This is a genomic window from Noviherbaspirillum cavernae, assembly GCF_003590875.1.
GTDB classification, from domain to species: domain Bacteria; phylum Pseudomonadota; class Gammaproteobacteria; order Burkholderiales; family Burkholderiaceae_D; genus Noviherbaspirillum; species Noviherbaspirillum cavernae.
In genome coordinates this window covers 742,325-764,052 of the sequence record NZ_QYUN01000002.1, presented here as the reverse complement: position 1 = coordinate 764,052, position 21,728 = coordinate 742,325, and the positions used below count along the sequence as shown (strand labels likewise).

The window sequence follows — 21,728 nt, the reverse complement described above, 5'->3', positions numbered from 1 at the left end:
ATCCGATTTTCGGAAATTGCTACGGTGCCATGCGGGTTTGCGGGTCGAAAAAACCTTAGCCGGCGCAGCCTTAACCCGACAATCGAGCCAGGTTGCACTCACCATTCCCAACGGATGGCGAATTCACTATCCGCTTTTTTTCTCAAAGTCTTTCAGGTAATCCACCAGTGCCTGCACACCTTCGAACGGCATGGCGTTATAGATCGACGCGCGCATGCCGCCAACCGATTTATGACCTTTCAACTGGAGCAGGCCGCGCTCTTTCGCACCTGCGAGGAAAGCATCATTCAACGATTCGTCGTTCAGGAAAAACGGCACGTTCATGCGCGAACGGCAATCTTTCGCAATGTCGTTGCGATAGAAGCCGGTCGAATCCAGATAGTCGTAAAGCAACGCCGCCTTCGCGATGTTGCGCTGTTCCATTGCAGCTATGCCCCCCTGCTTCTTCAGCCACTGAAAAACCAGTCCTGCAATGTAGATCGCATAAGTGGGCGGTGTGTTGTACATCGAATGATTCTCCGCCACCAGCTTCCAGTCGAAGGCCGACGGGCAGATCGATAATGCATGGCCGATCAGATCTTCGCGGATGATGGCCAGCGTCACACCGGCAGGGCCGATGTTTTTCTGTGCGCCGCCGAAAATCACACCGTATTTCGACACATCAACAGGACGCGACAGGATGTGCGAGGACATATCCGCCACCAGCGGTGCGTTGCCGGTATCGGCATTGACGTCGGGCGTGTACTGGAATTCGACCCCATCGATCGTTTCGTTGGTGCAAACGTGAACGTACGCCGCATCTTTCGACAGCTTCCAGGTGTCACGCGGCGGGATGGCCGAAAATTTCTGCTTTTCGGAAGAAGCCGCAACGTTCACGGTGCAATACTTCTTCGCTTCCTTGATTGATTTTCCCGACCATGAGCCGGTATGGATGAAATCAACCACGGCGGGCTGCGTTTTTCTCCCAACGAGATTCATCGGGACAATCGCATTCTCGCCAATGCCACCGCCCTGCAGAAACAACACCTTGTAATTCGCGGGCACGTCAAGCAGATCGCGCAGATCGCGTTCCGCTGCCTCATAAATCGAGATGAATTCCTTGCCGCGATGGCTCATTTCCATGACGGACATGCCACTGCCGTGCCAGTCGAGCATTTCATCGGCGGCCTGCTTCAGCACCTCCTTCGGCAACACCGCCGGACCAGCGGAAAAATTATAGACCTGTGTCATCACTCCTCCGCGCTGTCGCCGTCGGCTGCGCCGGCATCATCCTCGACGTCCGATTCCACGATGCGCTGCAAGCCGCTCAAGTGAGTGCCGTCCTCGACCGCGATCAGGGTCACGCCCTGCGTCGCGCGTCCCATTTCGCGAATCTCCGCGACACGGGTGCGAATCAGGACGCCACCGGTCGTGATCAGCATGATTTCGTCGCTGGGCTCGACCAGCGTCGCCGCAACTACCTTCCCATTGCGTTCGCTGGTCTGGATCGCGATCATGCCCTTGGTGCCGCGGCCATGGCGGGTGTATTCCGTGATCGGGGTGCGCTTGCCGAAGCCGTTTTCAGTCGCCGTCAGGACCGATTGTTGCTCGTTCTCGGCGACCAGCAAGGCGATCACCTGCTGCCCGTCCTCCAGATTCATGCCGCGCACACCGCGCGCGTTGCGCCCCATCGGACGCACATCGTTTTCATCGAAGCGCACGGCCTTGCCGGAATCGGAGAACAGCATCACATCATGCTGGCCGTCGGTCAGTGCCGCGCCAATCAGGAAGTCGCCATCATCGAGGTCGACTGCAATGATGCCCGCCTTGCGCGGATTGCTGAACTCGGTCAGCGGCGTTTTCTTGACCGTGCCCAAGCTGGTCGACATGAACACGTAACGGTCTTCCGGGAACGTACGGTTTTCGCCGGAAAGCGGCAGAACAACGGTGATCTTTTCGCCGTCCTGCAGCGGGAACATGTTGACGATCGGCCTGCCGCGCGAATTGCGCGAACCCTGCGGCACTTCCCACACCTTCAGCCAGTACAGACGGCCGCGATTCGAGAAACACAGGATGTAATCATGGGTATTGGCGATGAACAGCTGATCGATCCAGTCGTCTTCCTTCGTCGCCGTCGCCTGCTTGCCTCGGCCGCCGCGTTTCTGCGCACGGTATTCGGACACAGGCTGCGACTTCATGTATCCGCCATGCGACAAGGTGACAACCATGTCTTGCGGCGTGATGAGGTCTTCCGTACCCAGATCGGAGGTGTTCAGCTCGATCTGCGAACGGCGCACATCTTTCGCACCTTCGCCATACTCAAGTTTTGCGGCAGTGAGTTCGTCGGTGATGATGGCCGTCACACGCTCCGGCTTGGCAAGAATATCGAGCAGATCGGCGATCTGCGCCATGACATCCTTGTACTCATTGACAATCTTGTCTTGCTCGAGACCTGTCAGTCGCTGCAGACGCATCTGCAGGATTTCCTGCGCCTGATCGTCGGACAGCTTGTACAGACCGTCGTTCTGGATACCGTAATGCTTCGGCAGATTCTCGGGGCGGAACGCATCGACACCGCCGACGTTTTCGCCGCCTGCACGTGCCAGCATTTCCCGCACCAGCGACGAATCCCAGGCACGCGTCATCAACTCGGCCTTCGCAATGGGCGGTGTCGGCGCTGCCTTGATGATCGCGATGAAGTCGTCGATATTGGCCAAGGCAACCGCCAAGCCTTCCAGCACATGCCCACGTTCGCGCGCCTTGCGCAATTCGAACACGGTACGGCGCGTGACGACTTCACGACGATGCGACAGGAAGCACTCCAGCATCTGCTTCAGGTTCAGCAGCTTCGGCTGGCCATCCACCAGCGCCACCATGTTCATGCCGAAGGTGTCCTGCAACTGCGTCTGCTTGTACAGGTTGTTGAGTACGACTTCCGGCACTTCGCCGCGCTTCAACTCGATCACCACACGCATGCCGGACTTGTCCGACTCGTCGCGGATATCGGAAATACCCTCCAGCTTCTTGTCGCGCACCAGTTCGGCAATGCGCTCCAGCAGCGACTTCTTGTTCACCTGGTACGGCAACTCATCGACGATGATCGCGGTGCGGTTGTCCTTGCCGAATTCCTCATAATGCGTCTTGGCGCGCATGATGACACGCCCGCGTCCGGTGCGGTATCCATCACGCACGCCGGAAATGCCATAGATAATGCCGGCCGTCGGAAAATCGGGCGCCGGAATGATTTCAATCAGTTCATCAATGCTGCATGCCGGATTGCGCAACACGTGCAATGCACCATCGACCACTTCCGTCAGATTGTGCGGCGGGATGTTGGTCGCCATGCCGACCGCAATGCCGGACGAACCATTGATCAGCAGGTTCGGAATGCGCGTTGGCAGTACCGACGGCTCCTTTTCCTTGCCGTCATAGTTCGGCACGAAATCGACCGTGTTTTTTTCGATATCGACCAGGATTTCACTTGCAATCTTGTCCAGCCGGCACTCGGTATAACGCATCGCGGCAGCACTGTCGCCATCGACGGAACCGAAGTTGCCCTGACCATCAACCAGCGTGTAGCGCAACGAGAAATCCTGCGCCATCCGCACCAGCGTGTCATAGATCGCCTGATCGCCATGCGGGTGATACTTACCCATCACTTCACCAACCACACGCGCGCATTTCACGTAAGGACGGTTCCATACGTTGTTCATTTCATGCATGGCAAAGAGAACGCGACGGTGCACCGGCTTCAAGCCATCGCGCACATCCGGCAACGCACGTCCCACGATCACGCTCATTGCGTAGTCGAGGTAGCTCTTGCGCATCTCTTCTTCGAGGGAAATCGGGATGGTTTCTTTAGCGAATTGATCCATTGGCAAGTTGGCCTATGTTGAGCTTACGTTGGCACATCAAACGTTGGATTTTAGCATGCCGCCATTCGCAACCGATGCATGACGGAGCTGCCTTGCCGCTGTTGCGACAACACAGTCAAGAGCAAAGGTTGCTTACGAAAAATATGTTTGAATCCGGAACCATAAACGGCAAAATATCGGTTTCGCAGAAATTCCCACAAAGAAATAAACATGTTCAAGAACACGGCAGTTGGCCTCATCCTCGGCTCGATCGTGATTGGCGTTTCCGCTCAACCCGTTTCCGATATTCAAGCCACCTCGAGCAATAACGCCTATGCACAGGATGATCGCGGCGTCGTGGCGCGCAGCCAGTATGGACTGTGCTGGCGCAGCGGTTACTGGACATCCACCGACGCCGCAACCGGTTGCGATGGAGAACTGACACCACCGATCGCGAAGCCCATCGCCCCCACCATCGCAACATCACCAGCAACTCTGGTTCAGGCATCCGTTGCACCTCCGGCACCGACACGCTGCAATTTTGCAGTTACTCTCGACAACGACCAGGCTTTTGCATTTGACAAGGCAAACTTGAGCGACGCGGCAAAAAAGCGACTCGATGATGAAATGCTGCAAAAGATGGCATCCTGCGCACGAATCGAGGCCATTCTGGTGACTGGTCATTCTGATCGACTTGGTTCGCAACAATACAACCAAAAACTCTCGGAACAACGCGCCAATGCTGTCGCAAGCCATCTGAAGCGCAAGGGTTCAACGGAGCAGATAAACACACTTGGCGCCGGCAAGACGCAACCAGTCAAAGCCTGCGCCGACACACCGAATCACGCAGAATTAATTAAATGTCTTTCGCCCAATCGTCGTGTCGTCATTGAAGTTCGCGGCACAGCAAAATAGCACTGTGAGATTACTGCTTTGCCAAGAAAATTGAACACTTTCAGACGTTTAATAAAAAATCTAGCATTTTTCACAATCCGTCTCAATTACACAACAGATTGTTAAAAACTCGCAGCGCACCAAATTGCCACATTCGCTCTATATCAAGCATATGGCAAAATGACGCTGCTGAAAGATCATTGCAGGCGAACAACCTTACAAAAAGATGATCTAATATCATGTGGTAGTATCGGTTCCAGTTCTAATAGTTGTAAATTTGTTGCGCAGTTAATCTGCGGATATCTCAACCAAGAGGAAAAATATGAATAACTTAGCAAAATTCGTCTTTGCTGCATCCGCAGTTGTGTCCCTTCCCGCATTTGCTCAAGAAAACATCCAGGCAAAAACTCCGTATAGCGCTTACGTGCAAGATACTCGCGGCGTAGTCGTCCGCAGCGGCACCGGTCTGTGCGTGCGCAATGGTTACTGGACTCCGGCTGATGCAACAGTGGTCGGTTGTGATGGCGTAGTTGCCAAAGCAGAACCTGCACCTGCACCGGCAGCCGCACCTGCGCCGGCACCTGCACCTGCACCTGCAGCCGCACCTGTTTCGGAAAAAGTGACATTTGCTGCTGACACTTTCTTTGACTTTGACAAAGCTGTACTGAAGGCAGACGGCAAGACGAAGCTGGATGACCTCGTATCGAAGCTGCAAGGCATGAACCTGGAAGTCATCATCGCAGTCGGCCACACTGATTCGGTCGGTACCGATGCGTACAACCAGAAACTGTCCGTGCGTCGCGCTGAAGCTGTCAAGGCTTATCTGGTATCCAAGGGTATCGAAGCCAACCGCGTCTACACTGAAGGCAAGGGCGAAAAACAGCCAGTCGCAGACAACAAGACTGCTGCCGGCCGCGCCAAGAACCGTCGCGTGGAAATCGAAGTCGTTGGCACACGTAGCAACAAGTAATCGATTTTCCTGAATCGAAAACCCCGCTTCGGCGGGGTTTTTTTTCGCCTGTCGGGGGTGTTGGCTGGTGCCTGTTCGCAGCGCAATATCCACTTTACCGCTATCATTCACTCCATGAATGCCGATCCTTTAGAACTGCAAAAATTCAGCGATCTCGCACACCGTTGGTGGGATCCCACTTCCGAATTCCGGCCATTGCATGAGATCAATCCGCTCCGGCTCGAGTGGATCAATGCGCGTGTTCCATTGGCAGGAAAAACCGTGGCGGACATTGGTTGCGGAGGCGGCATACTTGCCGAGTCCATGGCAAAGAAAGGTGCACAAGTTACCGGCATCGATCTTTCTGAAAAAGCACTGAAGGTCGCCGACTTGCACAGCCTCGAATCCGGCGTCGCGGTGCGTTATGAATTGATCTCCGCGGAAGAGCTGGCAGCGCGCGAAGCGGCGCGTTATGACATCGTTACCTGCATGGAAATGCTCGAGCATGTGCCAGACCCCGCAGCCGTGGTGCGCGCCTGCGCAACGTTGGTCAAACCGGGCGGCCATGTGTTTTTTTCAACCATAAACCGCAATCTCAAGGCATATGCATTCGCGGTCATCGGCGCGGAATACCTGCTGCGGCTGCTCCCGAAGGGCACGCACGAGTATGCGAAGTTCATCACCCCTGCCGAGCTGGCGCAGTTCATACGCAATGCAGGCTTGACGCTCGAAACGCTCAAGGGCATAACCTACAATCCATTGACGAAAATATACTCGTTGAATCGGGATACCGACGTCAATTATCTCGTTGCCTGTACGCGTCCTGCCTGAAAATTTGAACAACCCGCAAAGTGCGAGAGCCTGCATGAATATCTCCCCATGCAGAACTCCACCGGCATCAATGTGTTCCTGAAAATGCCCATGCATCATCCCATGCCTCGCGCCGTCTTGTTCGACCTCGACGGCACTCTTGCAGATACTGCTCCCGATTTGGCGGAAGCCGTCAATCAGCTCCGCGTTGAACGCGGCCTCGCACCAACGCCTTACGAACAGTTGCGTCCGGTCGCATCCGCAGGAGCACGCGGATTGATTGGTGCCGCATTCGGGCTGAAACCGGAGGATGAGAACTATGAAGAATTGCGTGTTGCTTTTCTGAATAACTATGCCGCCGCGCTTGCGGTAAAGAGCACGCTGTTTAACGGTGTGGCGGCGTTGCTGCAGGAACTGTTCAACTCTGGCTTGCAATGGGGCATCGTCACCAACAAGGCGGCTCGTTTTACCGATCTGCTCGTTCCTCAAATAGGGTTGCAACAAGCGGGGTGCGTCATTTCCGGTGATACAACGCCGCATCCCAAACCCCATCCCGAGCCGTTGCTGGAAGCCGCACGACGGCTTGCGCTTGCGCCGCAAGATTGCTGGTATGTCGGCGACGATCTGCGCGACATACAGGCTGGCCAGGCTGCGGGCATGACGACTGTTGCGGCTGCGTGGGGCTATTGCGGCAATCAAGAACCCGCTACGTGGAGTGCCGATGCGATTGCCGAAACGCCGCTGCAAATTCTTGAATTCATTCGGCAAAGACCCCTTGAAACGGGGCGGCCCCGCCCCATCTGATGCGATACAATAGACTCCTGCTTCGGGGGCGACCTGGTTTCGACAGGGGTTGCAAAGCAGCGCAGGGCATACCGAGGACTGGCTACCTCGTAAATCCAACCGGAAATGCTTAAATGCAAACGATGAATCTTACGCTCTCGCAGCGTAAACCCCTAGAAACCTAAGAACTTTCTAGCTCTACACCGTCTCTTCCCTGGGGCGGGCTGGCAACAGCAGTAGAGTCATATACAGGGAATCGCGTTACATCGGGTTACTTGGTGTAGCGTTAAAAATAGGTAACTCGCCTTGACGAAGCGTGTGCGTCCGCGTCGGCAGGGTTAAAACCAATTGGCAGCACTAAGTATGTAGAACTGTCTGTAGAGTGCTTCTGGACGCGGGTTCGATTCCCGCCGCCTCCACCAATATGAATGCCCAACTGTTTTTTGCAGTTGGGCATTTTTTTCGCCAGGCCACGTGCCTGCGATCGTTCATGCGGCCTTCGATATTTCGCAAAATTGCCGATATCTAGCCGTTTTCACTCCTCCCGCCATTTCCGATTCATCACGCGAAACCGCAAGCGCGAGCGTCACGAAACCGAGAACATCATGAAGAAACCCGTTCTCAAGTCCGATGCTCATGACGCTCCTGTTTCCCGTCATGGCGAAAAACAAGAACGCACCGACGATCATCCGACACAGCGGGGTACGCGATTCCTGCTCCATTTCTCGCAAGTTCAATCTGCATGCCTTGAACTGATCTCCCATCCACTTCATTGAGGACCGACCCTCGTCGGAAGTGGATGATGATACGCACACATCGCATCGTGAGCAGTTGCGGCGACAGCATTAACACCATCATGCAGGCGACCATGATTTCTGCATGCGTCCTGAAGCCAGTCTTGATGGAATCAAGACTGGCACGGCTCCGGTCTGTGCACGAACCGCTCTGATTGTTCCCGCGCGACTGACGACCCTGCGTCTGTCGTCGCAATGGCTTGCACAGCGCATCAGCAATCGCTTTGATTGTCTCGCCGGGGGCGATATCACACACCGGCCATGCCAATCTCGATAAATCACTCGCGATAGAGCATCGTCAAAATCGCTGGTCCGTGATGCAGTGCGAGTCGCTCTGCGTTGTTGAACCTCAAGGCGCACGCCGCGACGGCTGGCTACATTGATGACTACTTTCCTCCATCTTCCGATCGAGGATGCATCGATTCTCAAGCCACATGCAAATACTCATGCCCGCCTCGCGATTCCTGTGCACCAAACTCTGCCTCCTTTTGCTTCCTCTATTCGTAGCCGCTTGCGGTGGCGGCGGCAGTTCTTCCATCCCGAATATACAAGTCACGCGCCAGACGCCATCCAACGAGCAGGATAATCCCGCGCCCGGCACATCCACCCCCTCGGACAAGCCGACCGATCCCGGGCCGGGAAATGAGCCGCCGCCAGTCACGCCGCCCGCTCCGCTCGATCCCGCGACACCGATGACCATGTCGTGCGTCGATGGCGCAGGCTATCAGTGCAGCGGCGGCACGCTGCTACGCAGCGACAATGGCATTGCTTTGACGCGCTCCGGAGTGCAGGTGTATGGCAAATCCACCAGCGACCTGATTGAGCCGATCGCCGATCGCACCAATGCCAAAGGCCTGACGCTTGCCTCCGGCGGCTGGGCGGAAGTGCGGTTGGCGCGGCAAGGCAATGGCAGCGTGTCCGGGTTCGCCATGCTGCTGAACAAGCTCGGACTCTCCTGGGATGGCACGAACGAACGGCCGGTGATCATCGAAACATTCAATCTCGCACAGGGCCGGGTGACGGCGGACGGGAACGGGCTGCTGTCGTTCGCGACATTGCCCGACAGCGCGAACCTCGGCTTCTACGATGTCGCCGTCAAGGGTACCGCCGGTACGCAGGCCAATTACGCGAACAACCACTACTTCCCGCGCGCCGGCAATCCATCGCGCTGCCCGCCCAACATGCTGCCCTGCCCCGCCGTCGAGACAAGAGGCATGCAATCGCAGGCCGGTGACTGGCGCAGCGGCGGAACCACGCCTGATTCTGCGCAGGGGGGACGCTTGCATGAGGATGGGGACGTGCATGCGGGCGATGGCATGCCGGATCAGAATGGCAATCGAACGATTTTGCCTGGCGGCTCCGGCATCGGTGTGCCGTATCCCGGCTCGAAAGGCTACCGCGGATACGACAACTGGTCCTTCGCTTACGCCAACCTGGGTACATGGATGACGCAGGACACCGTGCAGATCGTGGAATGGACGCCGGGATCGCAGGAACACAACAAGAACAGGCGCGGCATCGTGGCATTCGGCGAAGTGACGGACCCTGTCGCAGTGCCCGCCAGCGGCTCGGCAAGCTATGCCGGCGTGGCCTATGGCTGGCATGCGCGCAACGCGACCGAGGACGCTGTGATGTTCCGGGCCGTCGTGACTGTGACGGCGGATTTTGCCAGGCGCGAAGTCACCGTGACGCTGTCGAATGCGACGACGCATGATGCGGCGCGCACGCCGGTGCCGGTCGCATTGAAAAGCACGGTCGGCATGGGCACAGCCGGTCGAAGCGTCGCGAATTATCTGAACGGTGCCATCAACGCCGGCACCTTGACTGGCGGACTGGGCGGACGCTATTTCGGTCCAGTGGTCGCAACGGGATCAAGCGGCAATGGCCCCCAGGAAATCGGCGGCGCATTCTCGCTATCCAATGCATCCACCGCGCAAGTGGTTGTGGGCGGCTTCATTGCCCGAAAGCAGTAGCTTGGCTTGTCCGGAGGTGCAGCGAATCAATTGTCGGGATGCCTTGGCGAGGCTGTCGAAGTTGCGATTGCGTGCTCGCTGCCTGAAGACACGGCAACGCAGAAAATGCATTTCCCTGTTTCGACAGGGCAAACGACAGTTCGCAACGAACTATCCGTGCGCCATCGCATCTTAGCGTTTACCCTCAGTCACGCAATGCAATGCCGTGAAGGAGAAATGCATGACGCAGGACAAACCTGATCTGAACGAATCCGACATCGGCAGTGGGGAAAAATCCCCGGGACAGGCAGATGTGGAACGCGACCTACAAGGAATTTCCCAGACCTCCTCGCCTGCGGACGGACGTTTCTTGCAGGATGGGGATCACGTTGCGCGCATTCTTGTCGTGAAGCAGCCTGACGATACCTATGAAGCCCAAGTCTATGTTCGTCTGACACGCGAACCGGAGATCGCGGAAACATACATTCCCGCTGGCATCTACGAAACAGAAGCGCTGGCATGGGAAGCAGCAGAGCAAAGAGCGAAACGTGCGTTTGAAGAGCATGAATTCTGACGCATGGATGCAGAATGAGCGCACCATCACACGCCACATTGCCAGCATCAATTTTTGCTTTCCAGACGGAATACTGCCTTCATCGTTTGCAACACAGGCGCGAAATCGATACGCTAATCGATACGCTCATTGCATTCGACTGATGGCGTATTCCTGATGAACAACAACAAATTTCCCGGCAATACATTCTCCCTTTCATTTTCAGCCGCTGCGATCATCATTGCACTGGCGGCCTGCACTGCCGACAAGGCACCTGTCACCACTGTGCAAAAAGCAGTGCAATTGCCGGGCAAGGGCGTGAATGTCTACGCCGCCGGCGATATCGCCGACTGCGGAAAAGTCAATGCGGAACAAAGCGGCGCGGCCAAAACAGCGGCTCTGATCGCAGAGAGATTGGCGAACGACAAGGACGCAGCTGTACTGAACCTCGGCGACAGCACCTATCCGATCGGCATGCCGGGCGAATTCACCGACTGCTATGAACCGACTTGGGGCCGGTTCAAGGCGCGCACCTACCCGGTTCCCGGCAACCATGAATACAGCGTGCCGTACGCGATGGGTTACTACGGTTACTTCGGCAGCGGTGCCGGACCGGAACGGCGCGGTTATTACAGCTTCACGCTGGGCAGCTGGCACGTGATCTCGCTCAACAGCAATCTGAAGCCGAAAGAGCATCAGACGCAGCTCGACTGGCTCAAGGACGAACTTGGGCGCAACAAGGCGCTCTGCACACTCGCTTACTGGCATCATCCCCGCTACAGTTCCGGCGGCCACGGCAACAACGACAAGATGGCGGACGTCTGGAATGCACTGTATGCCGCCGATGCCGACCTCGTCCTGGCGTCGCACGATCACGACTACGAGCGCTTCGCGCCGCAGAATGGCGATGGCGCGCAGGATGACAAGCGCGGCATGCGTCAGTTCGTGGTGGGAACCGGCGGCGCTCGCCTGTCGCCATTTCGCTTTCGCAAACCGAATTCCGAAGTCAGCGACAACGCGAGTCATGGCGTGCTCAAGCTGGTGTTGAAAGACAGTGGCTACGAATGGGAGTTCCTGCCGGTGGAGGATGGCGGATTCGTCGATCGAGGCACAACGCTTTGCCACTGAGCAATCGGTATTTCGGCATTGGGAGGGATATCGTGGCACATGATGCGTGTCAAATAATGTGCCGACGTCAACGAACGTATTGGCTCACGTCTGCAGTCCAACTTATCAACGCCATCGCTTTTGCCGAACCGACACCATCATGCCAACCCAATCGCAGGATTCATTACGCCTCTTCTATGCCCTGTGGCCGGATGCCGGCACGCGCACTGACTTGATGCAGCTGCAATATCCGCTGCACGGCCGAAAATCCCCGTACGAGAATCTGCATATCACGCTGGCATTTCTCGGTCCGCAACCGTCCGCGTTGCTGCCGGTATTGAAGGACATCTTGACGCAGCTGCCGGCTGCTGCGATGACATTGACGATTGATCGCGTCGGCTATTTCAACCGGAACCGCATTGCGTGGGCAGGCATGCACGCAGTGCCGGAGCGCCTGCTTGGCTTGCAGCGCGATCTGGTACAGACCTTGACGCAACACGAGATCGCGTTCGACAACGAGACGAGGTTCAAGCCGCATATCACGCTGGCGCGCGACGCCACATTGCCGCCCGATATCCTGTTCACGCCGATCACATGGCGCGCGAATCAGGCCGCGCTCGTGCAATCGGTCACGGGCCCCGACGGGCCTCGCTACGAGGTGCTCGCAATGCGTTCGCTGGATGAAGTGTTATGGAGTCAGGATGAGCGCGGGCCGAACAGCGCCATCGATTCGGCCGCATAGGGAAAGGCAGTCGGCGCAATCGCCAATGAGGCAATAATGATCAGTCGCCCGTGCCGGATTCGACACCGTCCGCGCCCGGCTGTTGCGCATCCAGCGCGAGCTTGCGCAACACCTGCGCCGCCGCCACCAAACCGAAGCTTGCCGTTACCACCATCGCGGAGCCGAAGCCGGCGCAGTTCAATCCAGTGATGCCGGCGTCATCGCCATCGATCTCGCACGCATCGGTCGTTTCCGGCACTTCAGGGAAACGCAGCGGCTCGGTCGAGAACACGGCATCGATGCCGAACTTGTTTTTCGTTCCGCGTGGAAAACGGTGAAGCGCACGCAGCCGCTTGCGTACCTTTGCCAGCAACGGTTCCTGCTCCGTGCGCGACAGATCGCGGATCTCGATTCTGGTCGGGTCGATCTGTCCTCCCGCGCCGCCAATGGTGATCAACCTGATCCCCTTCTCTCGGCAATACGCGATCAATGCCGTCTTGGCCCGCACATTGTCGATCGCGTCGATCACATAGTCGTACCGACAAGTGCCGAGCATCTCGTCGAGATTGTCTGCCGAGATGAAATCCTCGACCTCCGTCACGCGACAGAATGGATTGATCTGCGCAATGCGTTCGGACAGCGCCGTCACCTTGGCCTTGCCGAGCGTATCGCTCATGGCATGAATCTGCCGATTGATGTTCGATTCGGCAACATTGTCGAGATCGATCATCGTGATATTGCCGATCGCACTACGCGCCAAGGCTTCCACCGACCATGAGCCGACACCGCCGACGCCGATCACGCATACATGAGCAGACCGGAAATGTGCAAGCGCCGCTTCACCGTACAAGCGGGCAATGCCGCCGAAGCGGCGTTCGAAGTCCACATCGTCTTGAGAGGACGACAACTGCGGGTTGAGTGCTGTGACTGAATTCATCCCGTCATTTTAACGGACAGCAATGGATTCATCTTGCCCCCGCGCATCCCCGTTCGCCCCGGCTGAACCGATGCAGGCACGGGCAGTCGCATTACAATAGACGTTCCCTGCCTCGCAATACCGCCGCTTGCTTTTGGCGCGGCAGGTGTCATATAAAAACAGAAGGCGAGAAGAATCATGGACCCCTTGTTCACTACCGCGCCCGGCTTCGATCAGCCGATCGCCGTACTCAGGCATTGCCACGACCGGATTCGCAAGCAGCTCGCGACACTGGAACGGCTGCTCGCGCACCTGCCGCAATTTGGCGCAAATGTTGATGCAGAACAAGCCGCAAAATCGGTGATGAAATACTTTAATCATGCTGCGGAAAACCATCACGAAGACGAGGAGCAGGACTTGCTGCCGATGCTGCAGGCAACTGCGCAAGGCGACGATGCCGTTCTGCTGCAAAAGCTCGTGCCTGAACTCCTGCAACAGCATCGTCAGATGCACACCGTCTGGCAGACGCTGAACATGCAACTACAGGCAATCGCGGCCGGTTCTTCCGCGCAGTTGTCGGTGGACGAGGTCAGGCGGTTTTCGCAGATGTACACCGCGCATATGGAAGTGGAAGAAGCCCATATCGCACCGATGGCAAAACGCATTTTCAGCGACGCGCAGATGACCCGCCTGGGTGATGCCATGCGCGCTCGCCGCAATATCACACAATAAGCAGGGAGCAAGATGTCGATAGCGGATTTACGCAATGAATACAGTCGCGAAAGCCTGACTGAATCTGATGTGCAGGCCAACCCGATCGAGCAGTTCGCAAAGTGGTTTCACGAGGCCGTCACTGCCGAGGTGCCGGAAGTCAATGCGATGAGTCTGTCGACGGTTGCCACCAACGGCCGGCCGTCATCGCGCATCGTGCTGATCAAGGACTTCGATCAGCGCGGCTTTACGTGGTTTACCAACTACGACAGCCGCAAGGGTCAGGAGCTGGGCGAGAATCAGTATGCCGCGCTCCTGTTCTTCTGGATCGAACTGGAGCGGCAGGTGCGCATCGAAGGCCGCGTCGAACGCATCGCATCGGAAGAAAGCGACCTTTACTTCCAGAGTCGCCCGCTCGGCAGCCGCATCGGTGCGATTGCTTCCGAGCAGAGCCGTCCGATTGCCAATCGCGCAGAACTGGAAGCGCAATACACGCAAGCCGAACGCCAGCATGGCGGACATCCGTCACGGCCCGCGCATTGGGGCGGATACCGCCTGGTTCCGGACTATGTCGAGTTCTGGCAGGGGCGTCCGTCGCGCCTGCACGACCGCATTGCATATCGCGTGCAGGCGGATGGAAACTGGCAACGGCAACGACTGCAACCTTAGTGCCACCACAGACTGCTGCTTGAGCAGTCACCTGGATTTGTTTTGCATTGCCTGATCAGTCCGTTCAACCTTACGGAGGAGTCATGTTCTGGGAAAAGAAACTGGGGAACTGGGTTGACAGCATCCGCGAGAACACGGCGCTGCCGCTGCGGGTGGAATTGTGGAACGGGCAGAAGCTCGATTTCGGCCAGCATGCACCACAGGTGACAGTGAAGGTGCCGGATGCGTCGGCACTGAGCTATCTGCTGACACCTTCGCTCTACAATCTCGGCCGCGCCTATGTCGAGGGCAAGATCGAGGTCGAAGGCCGCATCAGCGAAATCATCGCCATCAGCAATGCGCTCGCCGCGCAGACGCTCAAGCCGGAAGGCAAGTTCTCGCGCATCGTCCGCTCCTTCAACCACAGCAAGGAGAAGGATGAGGAAGCAATCCATTTCCACTACGACGTGTCGAACGAGTTCTACGCCACGTGGCTGGACGAGAACATGGTCTATTCCTGCGCCTACTTCGAGAACGGCGACGAAGACCTCGGCACCGCGCAGCTGAAGAAGATCGATCACATCCTCAACAAGATCCAGGTGAAGTCTGGCGACACGCTGCTCGACATCGGTTGCGGCTGGGGCGCGCTGGCGATGCGGGCGGCGCAGAAATACGATGCGAAATGCGTCGGCATCACGCTGTCGCAGAATCAGTTCGAGCTGGCGAAGGAACGCGTCGCGCGCGCGGGCCTCGCCGACCGTGTGGAAATCCGGCTCGAGGATTACCGCGACGTCACGGGGACATTCGACCGCATCACGAGCGTGGGCATGTTCGAGCATGTCGGTTCGAAGAACCTGCCGATGTATTTTTCCCGAATCCGATCGCTGCTGAAGGACGATGGCATGGCGATGAACCACGGCATCACCACCACCGACATCAACAATGGCGAAACGCCTTATGGCGGCGGCGAGTTCATCGAGAAATACGTGTTCCCGCACGGCGAATTGCTGCACATCGGTGCCGTCTTGCGATACATGCAGGAAGGCGGACTGGAGGCGCTGGACGTGGAGAACCTGCGGCGCCACTACGCGAAAACCTGCGCCACCTGGGCTGACAATTTCGAAACGCACGCCGAACGCATCAAGCCGCTGGTCGATGCCAAACGCTTCCGCGTCTGGCGTGTGTACCTGGCCGGCTGTGCCTATGCCTTTGCGCAGGACTGGATTTCGCTCTATCAGGTGGTATGCACGAAGGCGGGGCGCGATGCATCGGCATTGCCATGGTCGCGCAGGTATATGTATGGCGATTGAGTAACTGACGGCATTCCAAAATGCTCGCCATTCCGGCGAAGGACGGAATCCAGCGTCGTGCGGGATCCGGCGTGCTACGTCATTCCGATCTTTGCCGCATATTCCAGCAGCTTTTCCATGCCGGGTTCCTTGCGCGGCCAGATCAGGTCCGCGCCGTCGCCGTGATAGCGCGGCACGACGTGCAGATGCAGATGCGGCACCGTCTGCCATCCCGCCGCCTTGTTGGACTGCAGGATGGTCATGCCATCGGGATTGAACGCCGCCTGCACCGCCTTGGCGATCCGGCATGCGGCCCGCATCATGGCTGCAGCAGATTCTTCGTCCGCATCCATCAGCGTTTCGTACGGCTTTTTCGTGACCACCAGCACGTGGCCCGGATTGACCTGGCCGGCGTCCATGAAGGCGAATACGAGATCGTCCTCGTACACCTTCGCACACGGCAGTTCGCCATCGATGATTCTTGAAAATATGGTCGCCATTTCGTCACCCATTTTTTCCGCAAAGGCGATCATGCGCCGGCGTTGAGTTTTTCCGAGAATACTTTCCTGAACTTCGCCACCTTCGGCGCAACGACGAAGGCGCAATAACCCTGCATCGGATGCTGGCGGAAATAATCCTGGTGATAATCCTCGGCCTTGTAGTACGGCCCGAGCGGATTCAATTCGGTGACGATCGGCGCATCCCACACATTCGCCATTTCGGCCACCACGTGGCGCGCCATGTCCTGCTGCTGCGGCGTATGGTAGTAGATCGCCGAGCGGTACTGGGTGCCGACGTCATTGCCCTGTCGGTTGAGCGTGGTCGGATCGTGAATCGTGAAAAATATTTCGAGGATCTCGCGATAACTGACGACGTCAGGATCGAAAGTCACCTGCACCACTTCCGCATGCCCTGTCCTTCCCTCGCACACCTGCTCGTAGGTCGGGTTCGCCAGCTCGCCACCGGTATAACCCGATTCGACGTGCTGCACACCTTTCAACTCCTGATACACCGCTTCCAGACACCAGAAGCATCCGCCGCCCAATGTTGCCGTTTCGATTGCCATGTTCCGCTCCAATTGCACTCCTAATATGACTTTAGCCCAAACGGAGGGGAATGGGAGTATCAACCGCTTGAAACGCGTGAGGTGTTGGCGGGAATCAATCTTCCAGGCGCAAGGTCGTCTTCGTCACGCTGCGGTCGATTTTCTCGATGAAGCGCACCACCGAATCCACCGTGACGGTATCGATCATGCCGGCCATGCGGCGGTCGAACGGATGGTCGTCGAACGCGACATTGGCGCGGAACATGCGGCCGCCGAGGCGCGTCAGCGTCGGCACATTGACCGTGATCGGCCGGAATCCAGCCAATTTCAGCCACGCCTGCGCCTGCTCCCGGTCGCCGATGACAGCATCCTTCGCATTCGCCGCTGCCAGCAGTTCCAGCACCCATTGATTGGAATTCTGATAACGCGTCGAAAACGCATATGACAGCATGTTGTATTGCGGCGCATGCAACCTGCGCGGCGCATCGGACGCCAGCAACCGCGCGATTTTCTCCTGCATCTCCGGATTCGGCACCACGACCAGGGCTTCAAACGCGAACAGGTCATCCATGAAAAAATTCGCGAGCCCTTCGTTGTACAACGTCGACTCCGCCGTGCCGCATTGATTGAGTTCGTGCACCACGATCCAGCGCCCTTGCGGATGATCGCGCCAGACATAGCCGACATGCGAATAGCGCAAGCCGTACTTCGACAAGTCCTGGCCGGCGCGTGCCAGCAAGGCGACTTGCGCGCCGGAAGCATCGAGCGCGAGCTTCGTCTTCTGCGCCAGTTCCATCGCCTGCATCACGCTCTGCGCATCCTGCCGGACTTCCTCGCAGGGACGTCCGGCATGCGCGATACCGGACCACAGGACGCATGCGATGATGAATACACATTGAACAGCCGTTTCACTCGCACTCTCCCTTACTTGACCTTCGATTGGTGCAGCAGCGCCGTTCCGACTTCATTCGGGATGAAGGTGATGGCCTTGCCTGCGGCAACCAGCATGTAGCCGGTCGACATCGCGACCACCTTGACGACGCTGCCGGCAGTCACGGACAACCCCTTCGCAGCCTCTCCGGTCAGCTTCACGGAGGCAGTCGCCGCTTCCGATGCGCCTTTCAGCACGACGACAACACCGTCACCGACGGCTTCCATGCTCTGGACCACGATCTGCGCGGACGCCGCGACCATCGACATCGAGCCGAGCACCACCACGCCCGACGCAGCCGGCAAGACCATCGAGGCTTCGGAAGCCGAACGGGCGGCATGCGCGTTCGCGCCAATAAAGCCGCAAGCGGCGAGCAAGAGGGTGGCAAGCAGTTTCGTTTTCATTTTTTCCCTTGTATCGAGTGATCCACCTGACTGGCGGGTACGGCGATGATGAGGGAAGTACAAATGATGCTCCAGAGGAACTTCCAGCGTAGCGTATCGACACCTCTGGTGTATCATTTTTCGATACCTCCTTTCACAAAGTGATATTGCTCATGATGCAAGCCACCGCCCTCGTCGACTCACTCAAGCGCGAACTGAAGGCGCGCGGCATCACCTATGCCGACCTCGCCGCACGCATCGGCATGTCCGAAGCCAGCGTGAAGCGCATGTTTTCGCAGAAGAATTTCACGCTGCAGCGGCTCGATGACATCCTGCGCGCGACCGGCATCGATTTCCGCGATATCACGCTGATCGCGCACGATGAATCACGGCTGATTTCCGAACTGACGCTGGCGCAGGAAAAGGAAATCATCGGCGACACGAAGCTCCTGATCATCGCGGTGTCGGTGCTGAACCAGCTCACGGTCGATCAGATCGTCAAGACATATCAGTTGACGGAGGCGGAGGTGGTGAAGTATCTGGTGCGCCTCGACAAGATCGGTTTCCTTGATCTGCTGCCGAACAATAGGGTGAAGCTGCTGGTGTCGCGCACCTTCCGCTGGATTCCGAACGGGCCGATTCATTCGTATTTCCGCAACCTGGCGTTCAGCGATTATCTGGAATCGCAATTCGATCGCGACCACGAATGGATGCAGCTGGTCAACGTGATGCTCTCCCGGCAATCGACTGCGGCATTGATCGATCGTCTGAAGCAGGTCGCGCGCGAATTTTCTCAGCAACATCAGGAAGACGCGAAGCTCCCATTCGACGAGCGTTATGCGATGAGCTTCATGCTCACGGCGCGTCCCTGGATGCCGAAGGCGTTCATGGAATTGCTGCGCAAGCCGGAGCCGGCGGCACACATAGTCAGAAGCCGTTGATGCAGGCGCAAACCTTGCATTGCCGCGCCCTCGAGCCGAGCGCCGCGCGACTGCTGCGCGCATTTTTCGGCATAATGACCAAAATTTCCCGGATTCGAGATGTCTACACGTACTTCAAGCGCCACGCCGCCTGAATTCGACACACGCCACTTCCGCAATGCGCTGTCGCAATTCGCCACCGGCGTGACCGTCATCACCACACGGCTGGAGGATGGCAGCTTCCTCGGCCTGACCGCCAGTTCATTCAACTCGGTGTCGCTCGACCCGCCGCTGGTGCTGTGGAGCCTGGCGCAGGGTGCCAGCAGCCTGCCTGTCTTCAGCGGCAATTCGCACTACGTGATCAATGTGCTGGCCGGCAATCAGGCCGCGCTGGCAGAACGCTTCGCCATGCGCATCGAGAATCGCTTCGACGGGGTGGAGTTCGTGCTGTCGCGCACCGGCTTGCCGATTTTGAAAGGCGCAGCCGCATGGTTCGAATGCCATAACCGCAGCCGCTATCCGGAAGGCGACCACGTGATATTCGTGGGTGAGGTCGAGCAGTGCGAAGTCTACCCGGTACCGGCGCTGGCATACCACGGCGGGAAGTTCTTTTCGACTCATGCAGCACCGGGCTGATGCGGCCTTAGAGCGTCTAACAAAATGATTCTGAGGGTGTTGCGCCGCCTTGTCGTACAGTCGTACTGTCTGCGGCGACGCGCCTACTCAGAACCGCTTCGCTTCATTTTGTTAGACGCTCTTACGGTGCCGCAGGAAAGCCGGCCAGGCACCTGGCCGGCTTTTTTACGTCAAGTCTGTGTAGAAGCGACATGCCGAGTGCCGTCTGTATGCAGGCGGCACCCGATGCAGGACCGAGCGCCGCGCACATTGCCAGAGGAATGACTTTCCCTGACAGCCTGCTGAATTACTGTGCCAACACAGTTTGGAAATAGCCGCGAGCAGCGGCACTGCAGAACGGCGCTACCAGCGAACCATGATATGCCGCAGCCACGGCAGCTGCCGGATTGGCACCCGCTGCGGTCGCCGCGTTGATGGTGGCTGTCTTCGCCTGCGCGAAACCCGCCTTCGCGGCAGCAAACGGATCGGTCGGCCCGGTCGCCGCGGTATCCACGTCAAGCACCGTCAGCGCCGCAGCCGGCATGCCCTTGGCGAGGAAATAGCCTTGTGCAGCCTGTGTGCTGGCAAAGAACACCGTCGGGTCGGCATTGCCGCCGCACAGCATGACCGGCACATTCGGCACGTAATTGCGCAAATCATTCTTGATGCCGGCTTTGCGGAACGGATTGGCCGGAGCGCAGGCGAGAGGCGTGGCCGGATCGACGCTGCATGGATTTGCCGCCGCATCCGCCAGATACTGGTTGCGGTAGCTGGTCTTGACCAGATTGCCCGCGCCGAAGAACGCCGCGAACCCGGGCGCCTGCGGCAGCGAATCTTGCGCAAACAAGGCCAGCTGCGGCAGCTTGCCGGCCGCGAACAAGCTGTTGATGCTGGACGTGCTCGGAAGCAGGCTCTCGATGCCGCTTGCATAGTTGCTTTCATAGACATCGGACGGCGCGCCATACACGCCGCCGTACGACTTTTGCCAGCTGGTCGTGATCATCGGCAGGAAGATCGTGCCGCCCGCGTTCGGTCTGCCGCCAAAGACCGCGTCGCCCAGCAGGGCAAGCGCATACGGGCCGGACAAGCCGGCCAGCGCGGTGACCTTGAATTCCGACGCGTATGTGGTCTGCATCGCGCGCTGCGTCGCCATCGCCACATAGCCGCCCTGCGAATAGCCGGCGATCAGCAGCTTGCCGGAATCGCTTGCAGCAATGTTCGGGAAAGCCTTGCGCGCGGCGCGCAGTCCATCGACCATGTCGTTCGCCTGCTGCTCCGCGTTCAGGTAAGGGTGATAAGAGAGCGACGAGCCGTCGTAACCAGCATAATTGGGCGCAATGACGATGAAACCCTGCGCCGCATACGTTGCCGCCACCATCGACGCTTCAGCGTTGTCGCGCAGATTGGCCATGTTGAATGCCTTGTCGGTCGTCGTGCCATGTGCGTAAAGTAGAACCGGACGCGGGCCCGAGCATGCGGGATCGGTACCGGATGGCACCATGATCGCGCCGGTTGCATCAGTCGCCTCGCCGGCACCGCCAAGCGTTCCATATTTCATGTGATAGGTGCTGATGCCGCACTTGGGCACGCCAGTCACCAGCGTGGTCCCGGGCCTGGCAGTGTCGAGCATTTGCGCAAATGCGGAGGGCTGCAGCGTCGGACCGGTCGTGCCATCGGCCTGCGGAGCGGGCACGCGGCTGGGTGGATTCGCGACCAGTGCTCCGCGTGCCAGCGTGTTATTAACTCCCGAATCGCTGCCGTCACCACCACAACCGACAACGATTGCGGCCGCAATCAGTGTCATTCCAAGTTTGAAGCTCCGCATGACGTCTCCTTGATTTTTATGGGAAATAAAAGAACGCTCGTACAGTTCT

General features: G+C 57.9%; 22 protein-coding genes and 1 other RNA gene. 14 read left to right on the top strand and 9 right to left on the bottom strand.

Annotated features, from left to right (window positions below):
* Nucleotides 1-126: 126 nt before the first annotated feature.
* Both serC and gyrA read right to left on the bottom strand, forming a co-directional pair.
* Nucleotides 127-1,230 carry a 3-phosphoserine/phosphohydroxythreonine transaminase gene (gene serC, locus D3870_RS03710; RefSeq protein WP_119736769.1) on the bottom strand — a complete coding sequence of 368 codons (1,104 nt, stop codon included), beginning with the start codon at nucleotides 1,228-1,230 and terminating at the stop codon, nucleotides 127-129.
* Complete coding sequence (gyrA, locus tag D3870_RS03705) at nucleotides 1,230-3,854, bottom strand: DNA gyrase subunit A (protein ID WP_119736767.1); 2,625 nt, start codon at nucleotides 3,852-3,854, stop codon at nucleotides 1,230-1,232. The genes serC and gyrA overlap by 1 nt, the downstream gene beginning before the upstream one ends.
* Before the next feature lie 210 nt (nucleotides 3,855-4,064).
* Between gyrA and D3870_RS03700 the strand changes: the two genes are divergently transcribed.
* From D3870_RS03700 to ssrA, 5 genes are all read left to right on the top strand, one after another.
* Nucleotides 4,065-4,748 (top strand): OmpA family protein, encoded by a 684-nt coding sequence (locus D3870_RS03700; RefSeq protein WP_119736765.1) that lies wholly within the window; start codon nucleotides 4,065-4,067, stop codon nucleotides 4,746-4,748.
* 301 nt (nucleotides 4,749-5,049) lie between these two features.
* On the top strand, nucleotides 5,050-5,697 hold the full coding sequence (ompA, locus tag D3870_RS03695; protein WP_119736763.1) for an outer membrane protein OmpA: 648 nt from the start codon (nucleotides 5,050-5,052) through the stop codon (nucleotides 5,695-5,697).
* Between the two features lie 114 nt (nucleotides 5,698-5,811).
* Nucleotides 5,812-6,507: a bifunctional 2-polyprenyl-6-hydroxyphenol methylase/3-demethylubiquinol 3-O-methyltransferase UbiG gene (ubiG, locus tag D3870_RS03690; protein WP_119736762.1), complete on the top strand. Its 696-nt coding sequence runs from the start codon at nucleotides 5,812-5,814 to the stop codon at nucleotides 6,505-6,507.
* Between the two features lie 48 nt (nucleotides 6,508-6,555).
* On the top strand, nucleotides 6,556-7,290 hold the full coding sequence (locus tag D3870_RS03685) for an HAD family hydrolase (protein ID WP_422879635.1): 735 nt from the start codon (nucleotides 6,556-6,558) through the stop codon (nucleotides 7,288-7,290).
* 24 nt (nucleotides 7,291-7,314) lie between these two features.
* Nucleotides 7,315-7,691: a transfer-messenger RNA gene (ssrA, locus tag D3870_RS03680) on the top strand.
* Between the two features lie 66 nt (nucleotides 7,692-7,757).
* Here ssrA and D3870_RS03675 read toward each other — a convergent pair.
* Nucleotides 7,758-8,033 carry a hypothetical protein gene (locus D3870_RS03675; RefSeq protein ID WP_119736760.1) on the bottom strand — a complete coding sequence of 92 codons (276 nt, stop codon included), beginning with the start codon at nucleotides 8,031-8,033 and terminating at the stop codon, nucleotides 7,758-7,760.
* Between the two features lie 518 nt (nucleotides 8,034-8,551).
* On the opposite strand from D3870_RS03675, the gene D3870_RS03670 reads away from it, so the two are divergent.
* From D3870_RS03670 to thpR, 4 genes are all read left to right on the top strand, one after another.
* A complete protein-coding gene (locus D3870_RS03670; protein ID WP_147375692.1) occupies nucleotides 8,552-10,036 on the top strand; it encodes a hypothetical protein in 1,485 nt (494 codons plus the stop codon).
* A 220-nt stretch (nucleotides 10,037-10,256) separates the two neighbouring features.
* Nucleotides 10,257-10,589, top strand: a complete 333-nt coding sequence (locus D3870_RS03665; RefSeq protein WP_242489851.1) for a hypothetical protein — start codon at nucleotides 10,257-10,259, stop codon at nucleotides 10,587-10,589.
* Between the two features lie 156 nt (nucleotides 10,590-10,745).
* A complete protein-coding gene (locus D3870_RS03660; RefSeq protein WP_119736756.1) occupies nucleotides 10,746-11,696 on the top strand; it encodes a metallophosphoesterase family protein in 951 nt (316 codons plus the stop codon).
* Nucleotides 11,697-11,835: 139 nt separating this feature from the next.
* Nucleotides 11,836-12,417: an RNA 2',3'-cyclic phosphodiesterase gene (thpR, locus tag D3870_RS03655; RefSeq protein WP_119736754.1), complete on the top strand. Its 582-nt coding sequence runs from the start codon at nucleotides 11,836-11,838 to the stop codon at nucleotides 12,415-12,417.
* 40 nt (nucleotides 12,418-12,457) lie between these two features.
* Here the strand turns inward: thpR and tcdA are convergent, their stop codons facing one another.
* Nucleotides 12,458-13,333, bottom strand: a complete 876-nt coding sequence (tcdA, locus tag D3870_RS03650) for a tRNA cyclic N6-threonylcarbamoyladenosine(37) synthase TcdA (RefSeq protein ID WP_199710495.1) — start codon at nucleotides 13,331-13,333, stop codon at nucleotides 12,458-12,460.
* Nucleotides 13,334-13,510: 177 nt separating this feature from the next.
* Here tcdA and D3870_RS22670 point away from each other — a divergent pair, with 177 nt between their 5' ends.
* From D3870_RS22670 to D3870_RS03640, 3 genes are all read left to right on the top strand, one after another.
* The gene (locus tag D3870_RS22670) at nucleotides 13,511-14,044 is read left to right on the top strand and encodes a hemerythrin domain-containing protein (RefSeq protein WP_242489850.1); all 534 of its coding nucleotides are present in this window, start codon (nucleotides 13,511-13,513) and stop codon (nucleotides 14,042-14,044) included.
* A 12-nt stretch (nucleotides 14,045-14,056) separates the two neighbouring features.
* Entirely contained in the window at nucleotides 14,057-14,692 is a 636-nt protein-coding gene (gene pdxH / locus D3870_RS22665; RefSeq protein ID WP_242489849.1) for a pyridoxamine 5'-phosphate oxidase, read from the top strand.
* 83 nt (nucleotides 14,693-14,775) lie between these two features.
* Nucleotides 14,776-15,981 carry an SAM-dependent methyltransferase gene (locus tag D3870_RS03640; RefSeq protein WP_119736753.1) on the top strand — a complete coding sequence of 402 codons (1,206 nt, stop codon included), beginning with the start codon at nucleotides 14,776-14,778 and terminating at the stop codon, nucleotides 15,979-15,981.
* A 74-nt stretch (nucleotides 15,982-16,055) separates the two neighbouring features.
* On the opposite strand, the gene D3870_RS03635 is transcribed toward D3870_RS03640, so the two are convergent.
* From D3870_RS03635 to D3870_RS03620, 4 genes are all read right to left on the bottom strand, one after another.
* On the bottom strand, nucleotides 16,056-16,460 hold the full coding sequence (locus D3870_RS03635) for an HIT family protein (protein WP_242489848.1): 405 nt from the start codon (nucleotides 16,458-16,460) through the stop codon (nucleotides 16,056-16,058).
* A gap of 29 nt (nucleotides 16,461-16,489) precedes the next feature.
* The gene (gene msrA, locus D3870_RS03630; protein ID WP_119736751.1) at nucleotides 16,490-17,026 is read right to left on the bottom strand and encodes a peptide-methionine (S)-S-oxide reductase MsrA; all 537 of its coding nucleotides are present in this window, start codon (nucleotides 17,024-17,026) and stop codon (nucleotides 16,490-16,492) included.
* A 94-nt stretch (nucleotides 17,027-17,120) separates the two neighbouring features.
* Nucleotides 17,121-17,810: a DUF2145 domain-containing protein gene (locus D3870_RS03625; protein ID WP_119736749.1), complete on the bottom strand. Its 690-nt coding sequence runs from the start codon at nucleotides 17,808-17,810 to the stop codon at nucleotides 17,121-17,123.
* Nucleotides 17,811-17,929: 119 nt separating this feature from the next.
* On the bottom strand, nucleotides 17,930-18,340 hold the full coding sequence (locus D3870_RS03620) for a hypothetical protein (protein WP_119736748.1): 411 nt from the start codon (nucleotides 18,338-18,340) through the stop codon (nucleotides 17,930-17,932).
* A gap of 152 nt (nucleotides 18,341-18,492) precedes the next feature.
* Here D3870_RS03620 and D3870_RS03615 point away from each other — a divergent pair, with 152 nt between their 5' ends.
* Nucleotides 18,493-19,260, top strand: coding sequence for a helix-turn-helix domain-containing protein (locus D3870_RS03615; RefSeq protein WP_119736746.1), 768 nt, complete (start codon nucleotides 18,493-18,495; stop codon nucleotides 19,258-19,260).
* 99 nt (nucleotides 19,261-19,359) lie between these two features.
* The gene (locus D3870_RS03610; protein WP_119736744.1) at nucleotides 19,360-19,875 is read left to right on the top strand and encodes a flavin reductase family protein; all 516 of its coding nucleotides are present in this window, start codon (nucleotides 19,360-19,362) and stop codon (nucleotides 19,873-19,875) included.
* Nucleotides 19,876-20,161: 286 nt separating this feature from the next.
* Here D3870_RS03610 and D3870_RS03605 read toward each other — a convergent pair whose 3' ends face one another.
* The gene (locus D3870_RS03605; protein WP_119736742.1) at nucleotides 20,162-21,679 is read right to left on the bottom strand and encodes an alpha/beta hydrolase family protein; all 1,518 of its coding nucleotides are present in this window, start codon (nucleotides 21,677-21,679) and stop codon (nucleotides 20,162-20,164) included.
* Nucleotides 21,680-21,728 lie beyond the last annotated feature (49 nt).

Excerpts from the sequence above, each read along its gene's own strand:
- pdxH (WP_242489849.1), top strand. The coding sequence starts at position 14,057 with ATGTCGATAGCGGATTTACGCAATGAATACAGTCGCGAAAGCCTGACT.
- tcdA (WP_199710495.1), bottom strand. The coding sequence starts at position 13,333 with ATGAATTCAGTCACAGCACTCAACCCGCAGTTGTCGTCCTCTCAAGAC.
- D3870_RS03675 (WP_119736760.1), bottom strand. The coding sequence starts at position 8,033 with ATGGGAGATCAGTTCAAGGCATGCAGATTGAACTTGCGAGAAATGGAG.
- D3870_RS03665 (WP_242489851.1), top strand. The coding sequence starts at position 10,257 with ATGACGCAGGACAAACCTGATCTGAACGAATCCGACATCGGCAGTGGG.
- D3870_RS03635 (WP_242489848.1), bottom strand. The coding sequence starts at position 16,460 with ATGGCGACCATATTTTCAAGAATCATCGATGGCGAACTGCCGTGTGCG.
- D3870_RS03640 (WP_119736753.1), top strand. The coding sequence starts at position 14,776 with ATGTTCTGGGAAAAGAAACTGGGGAACTGGGTTGACAGCATCCGCGAG.
- D3870_RS22670 (WP_242489850.1), top strand. The coding sequence starts at position 13,511 with ATGGACCCCTTGTTCACTACCGCGCCCGGCTTCGATCAGCCGATCGCC.
- D3870_RS03620 (WP_119736748.1), bottom strand. The coding sequence starts at position 18,340 with ATGAAAACGAAACTGCTTGCCACCCTCTTGCTCGCCGCTTGCGGCTTT.
- D3870_RS03610 (WP_119736744.1), top strand. The coding sequence starts at position 19,360 with ATGTCTACACGTACTTCAAGCGCCACGCCGCCTGAATTCGACACACGC.
- thpR (WP_119736754.1), top strand. The coding sequence starts at position 11,836 with ATGCCAACCCAATCGCAGGATTCATTACGCCTCTTCTATGCCCTGTGG.
- D3870_RS03700 (WP_119736765.1), top strand. The coding sequence starts at position 4,065 with ATGTTCAAGAACACGGCAGTTGGCCTCATCCTCGGCTCGATCGTGATT.
- ubiG (WP_119736762.1), top strand. The coding sequence starts at position 5,812 with ATGAATGCCGATCCTTTAGAACTGCAAAAATTCAGCGATCTCGCACAC.
- D3870_RS03605 (WP_119736742.1), bottom strand. The coding sequence starts at position 21,679 with ATGCGGAGCTTCAAACTTGGAATGACACTGATTGCGGCCGCAATCGTT.
- gyrA (WP_119736767.1), bottom strand. The coding sequence starts at position 3,854 with ATGGATCAATTCGCTAAAGAAACCATCCCGATTTCCCTCGAAGAAGAG.
- serC (WP_119736769.1), bottom strand. The coding sequence starts at position 1,230 with ATGACACAGGTCTATAATTTTTCCGCTGGTCCGGCGGTGTTGCCGAAG.
- D3870_RS03685 (WP_422879635.1), top strand. The coding sequence starts at position 6,556 with ATGCAGAACTCCACCGGCATCAATGTGTTCCTGAAAATGCCCATGCAT.
- ompA (WP_119736763.1), top strand. The coding sequence starts at position 5,050 with ATGAATAACTTAGCAAAATTCGTCTTTGCTGCATCCGCAGTTGTGTCC.
- D3870_RS03615 (WP_119736746.1), top strand. The coding sequence starts at position 18,493 with ATGATGCAAGCCACCGCCCTCGTCGACTCACTCAAGCGCGAACTGAAG.
- D3870_RS03660 (WP_119736756.1), top strand. The coding sequence starts at position 10,746 with ATGAACAACAACAAATTTCCCGGCAATACATTCTCCCTTTCATTTTCA.
- D3870_RS03625 (WP_119736749.1), bottom strand. The coding sequence starts at position 17,810 with ATGCAGGCGATGGAACTGGCGCAGAAGACGAAGCTCGCGCTCGATGCT.
- msrA (WP_119736751.1), bottom strand. The coding sequence starts at position 17,026 with ATGGCAATCGAAACGGCAACATTGGGCGGCGGATGCTTCTGGTGTCTG.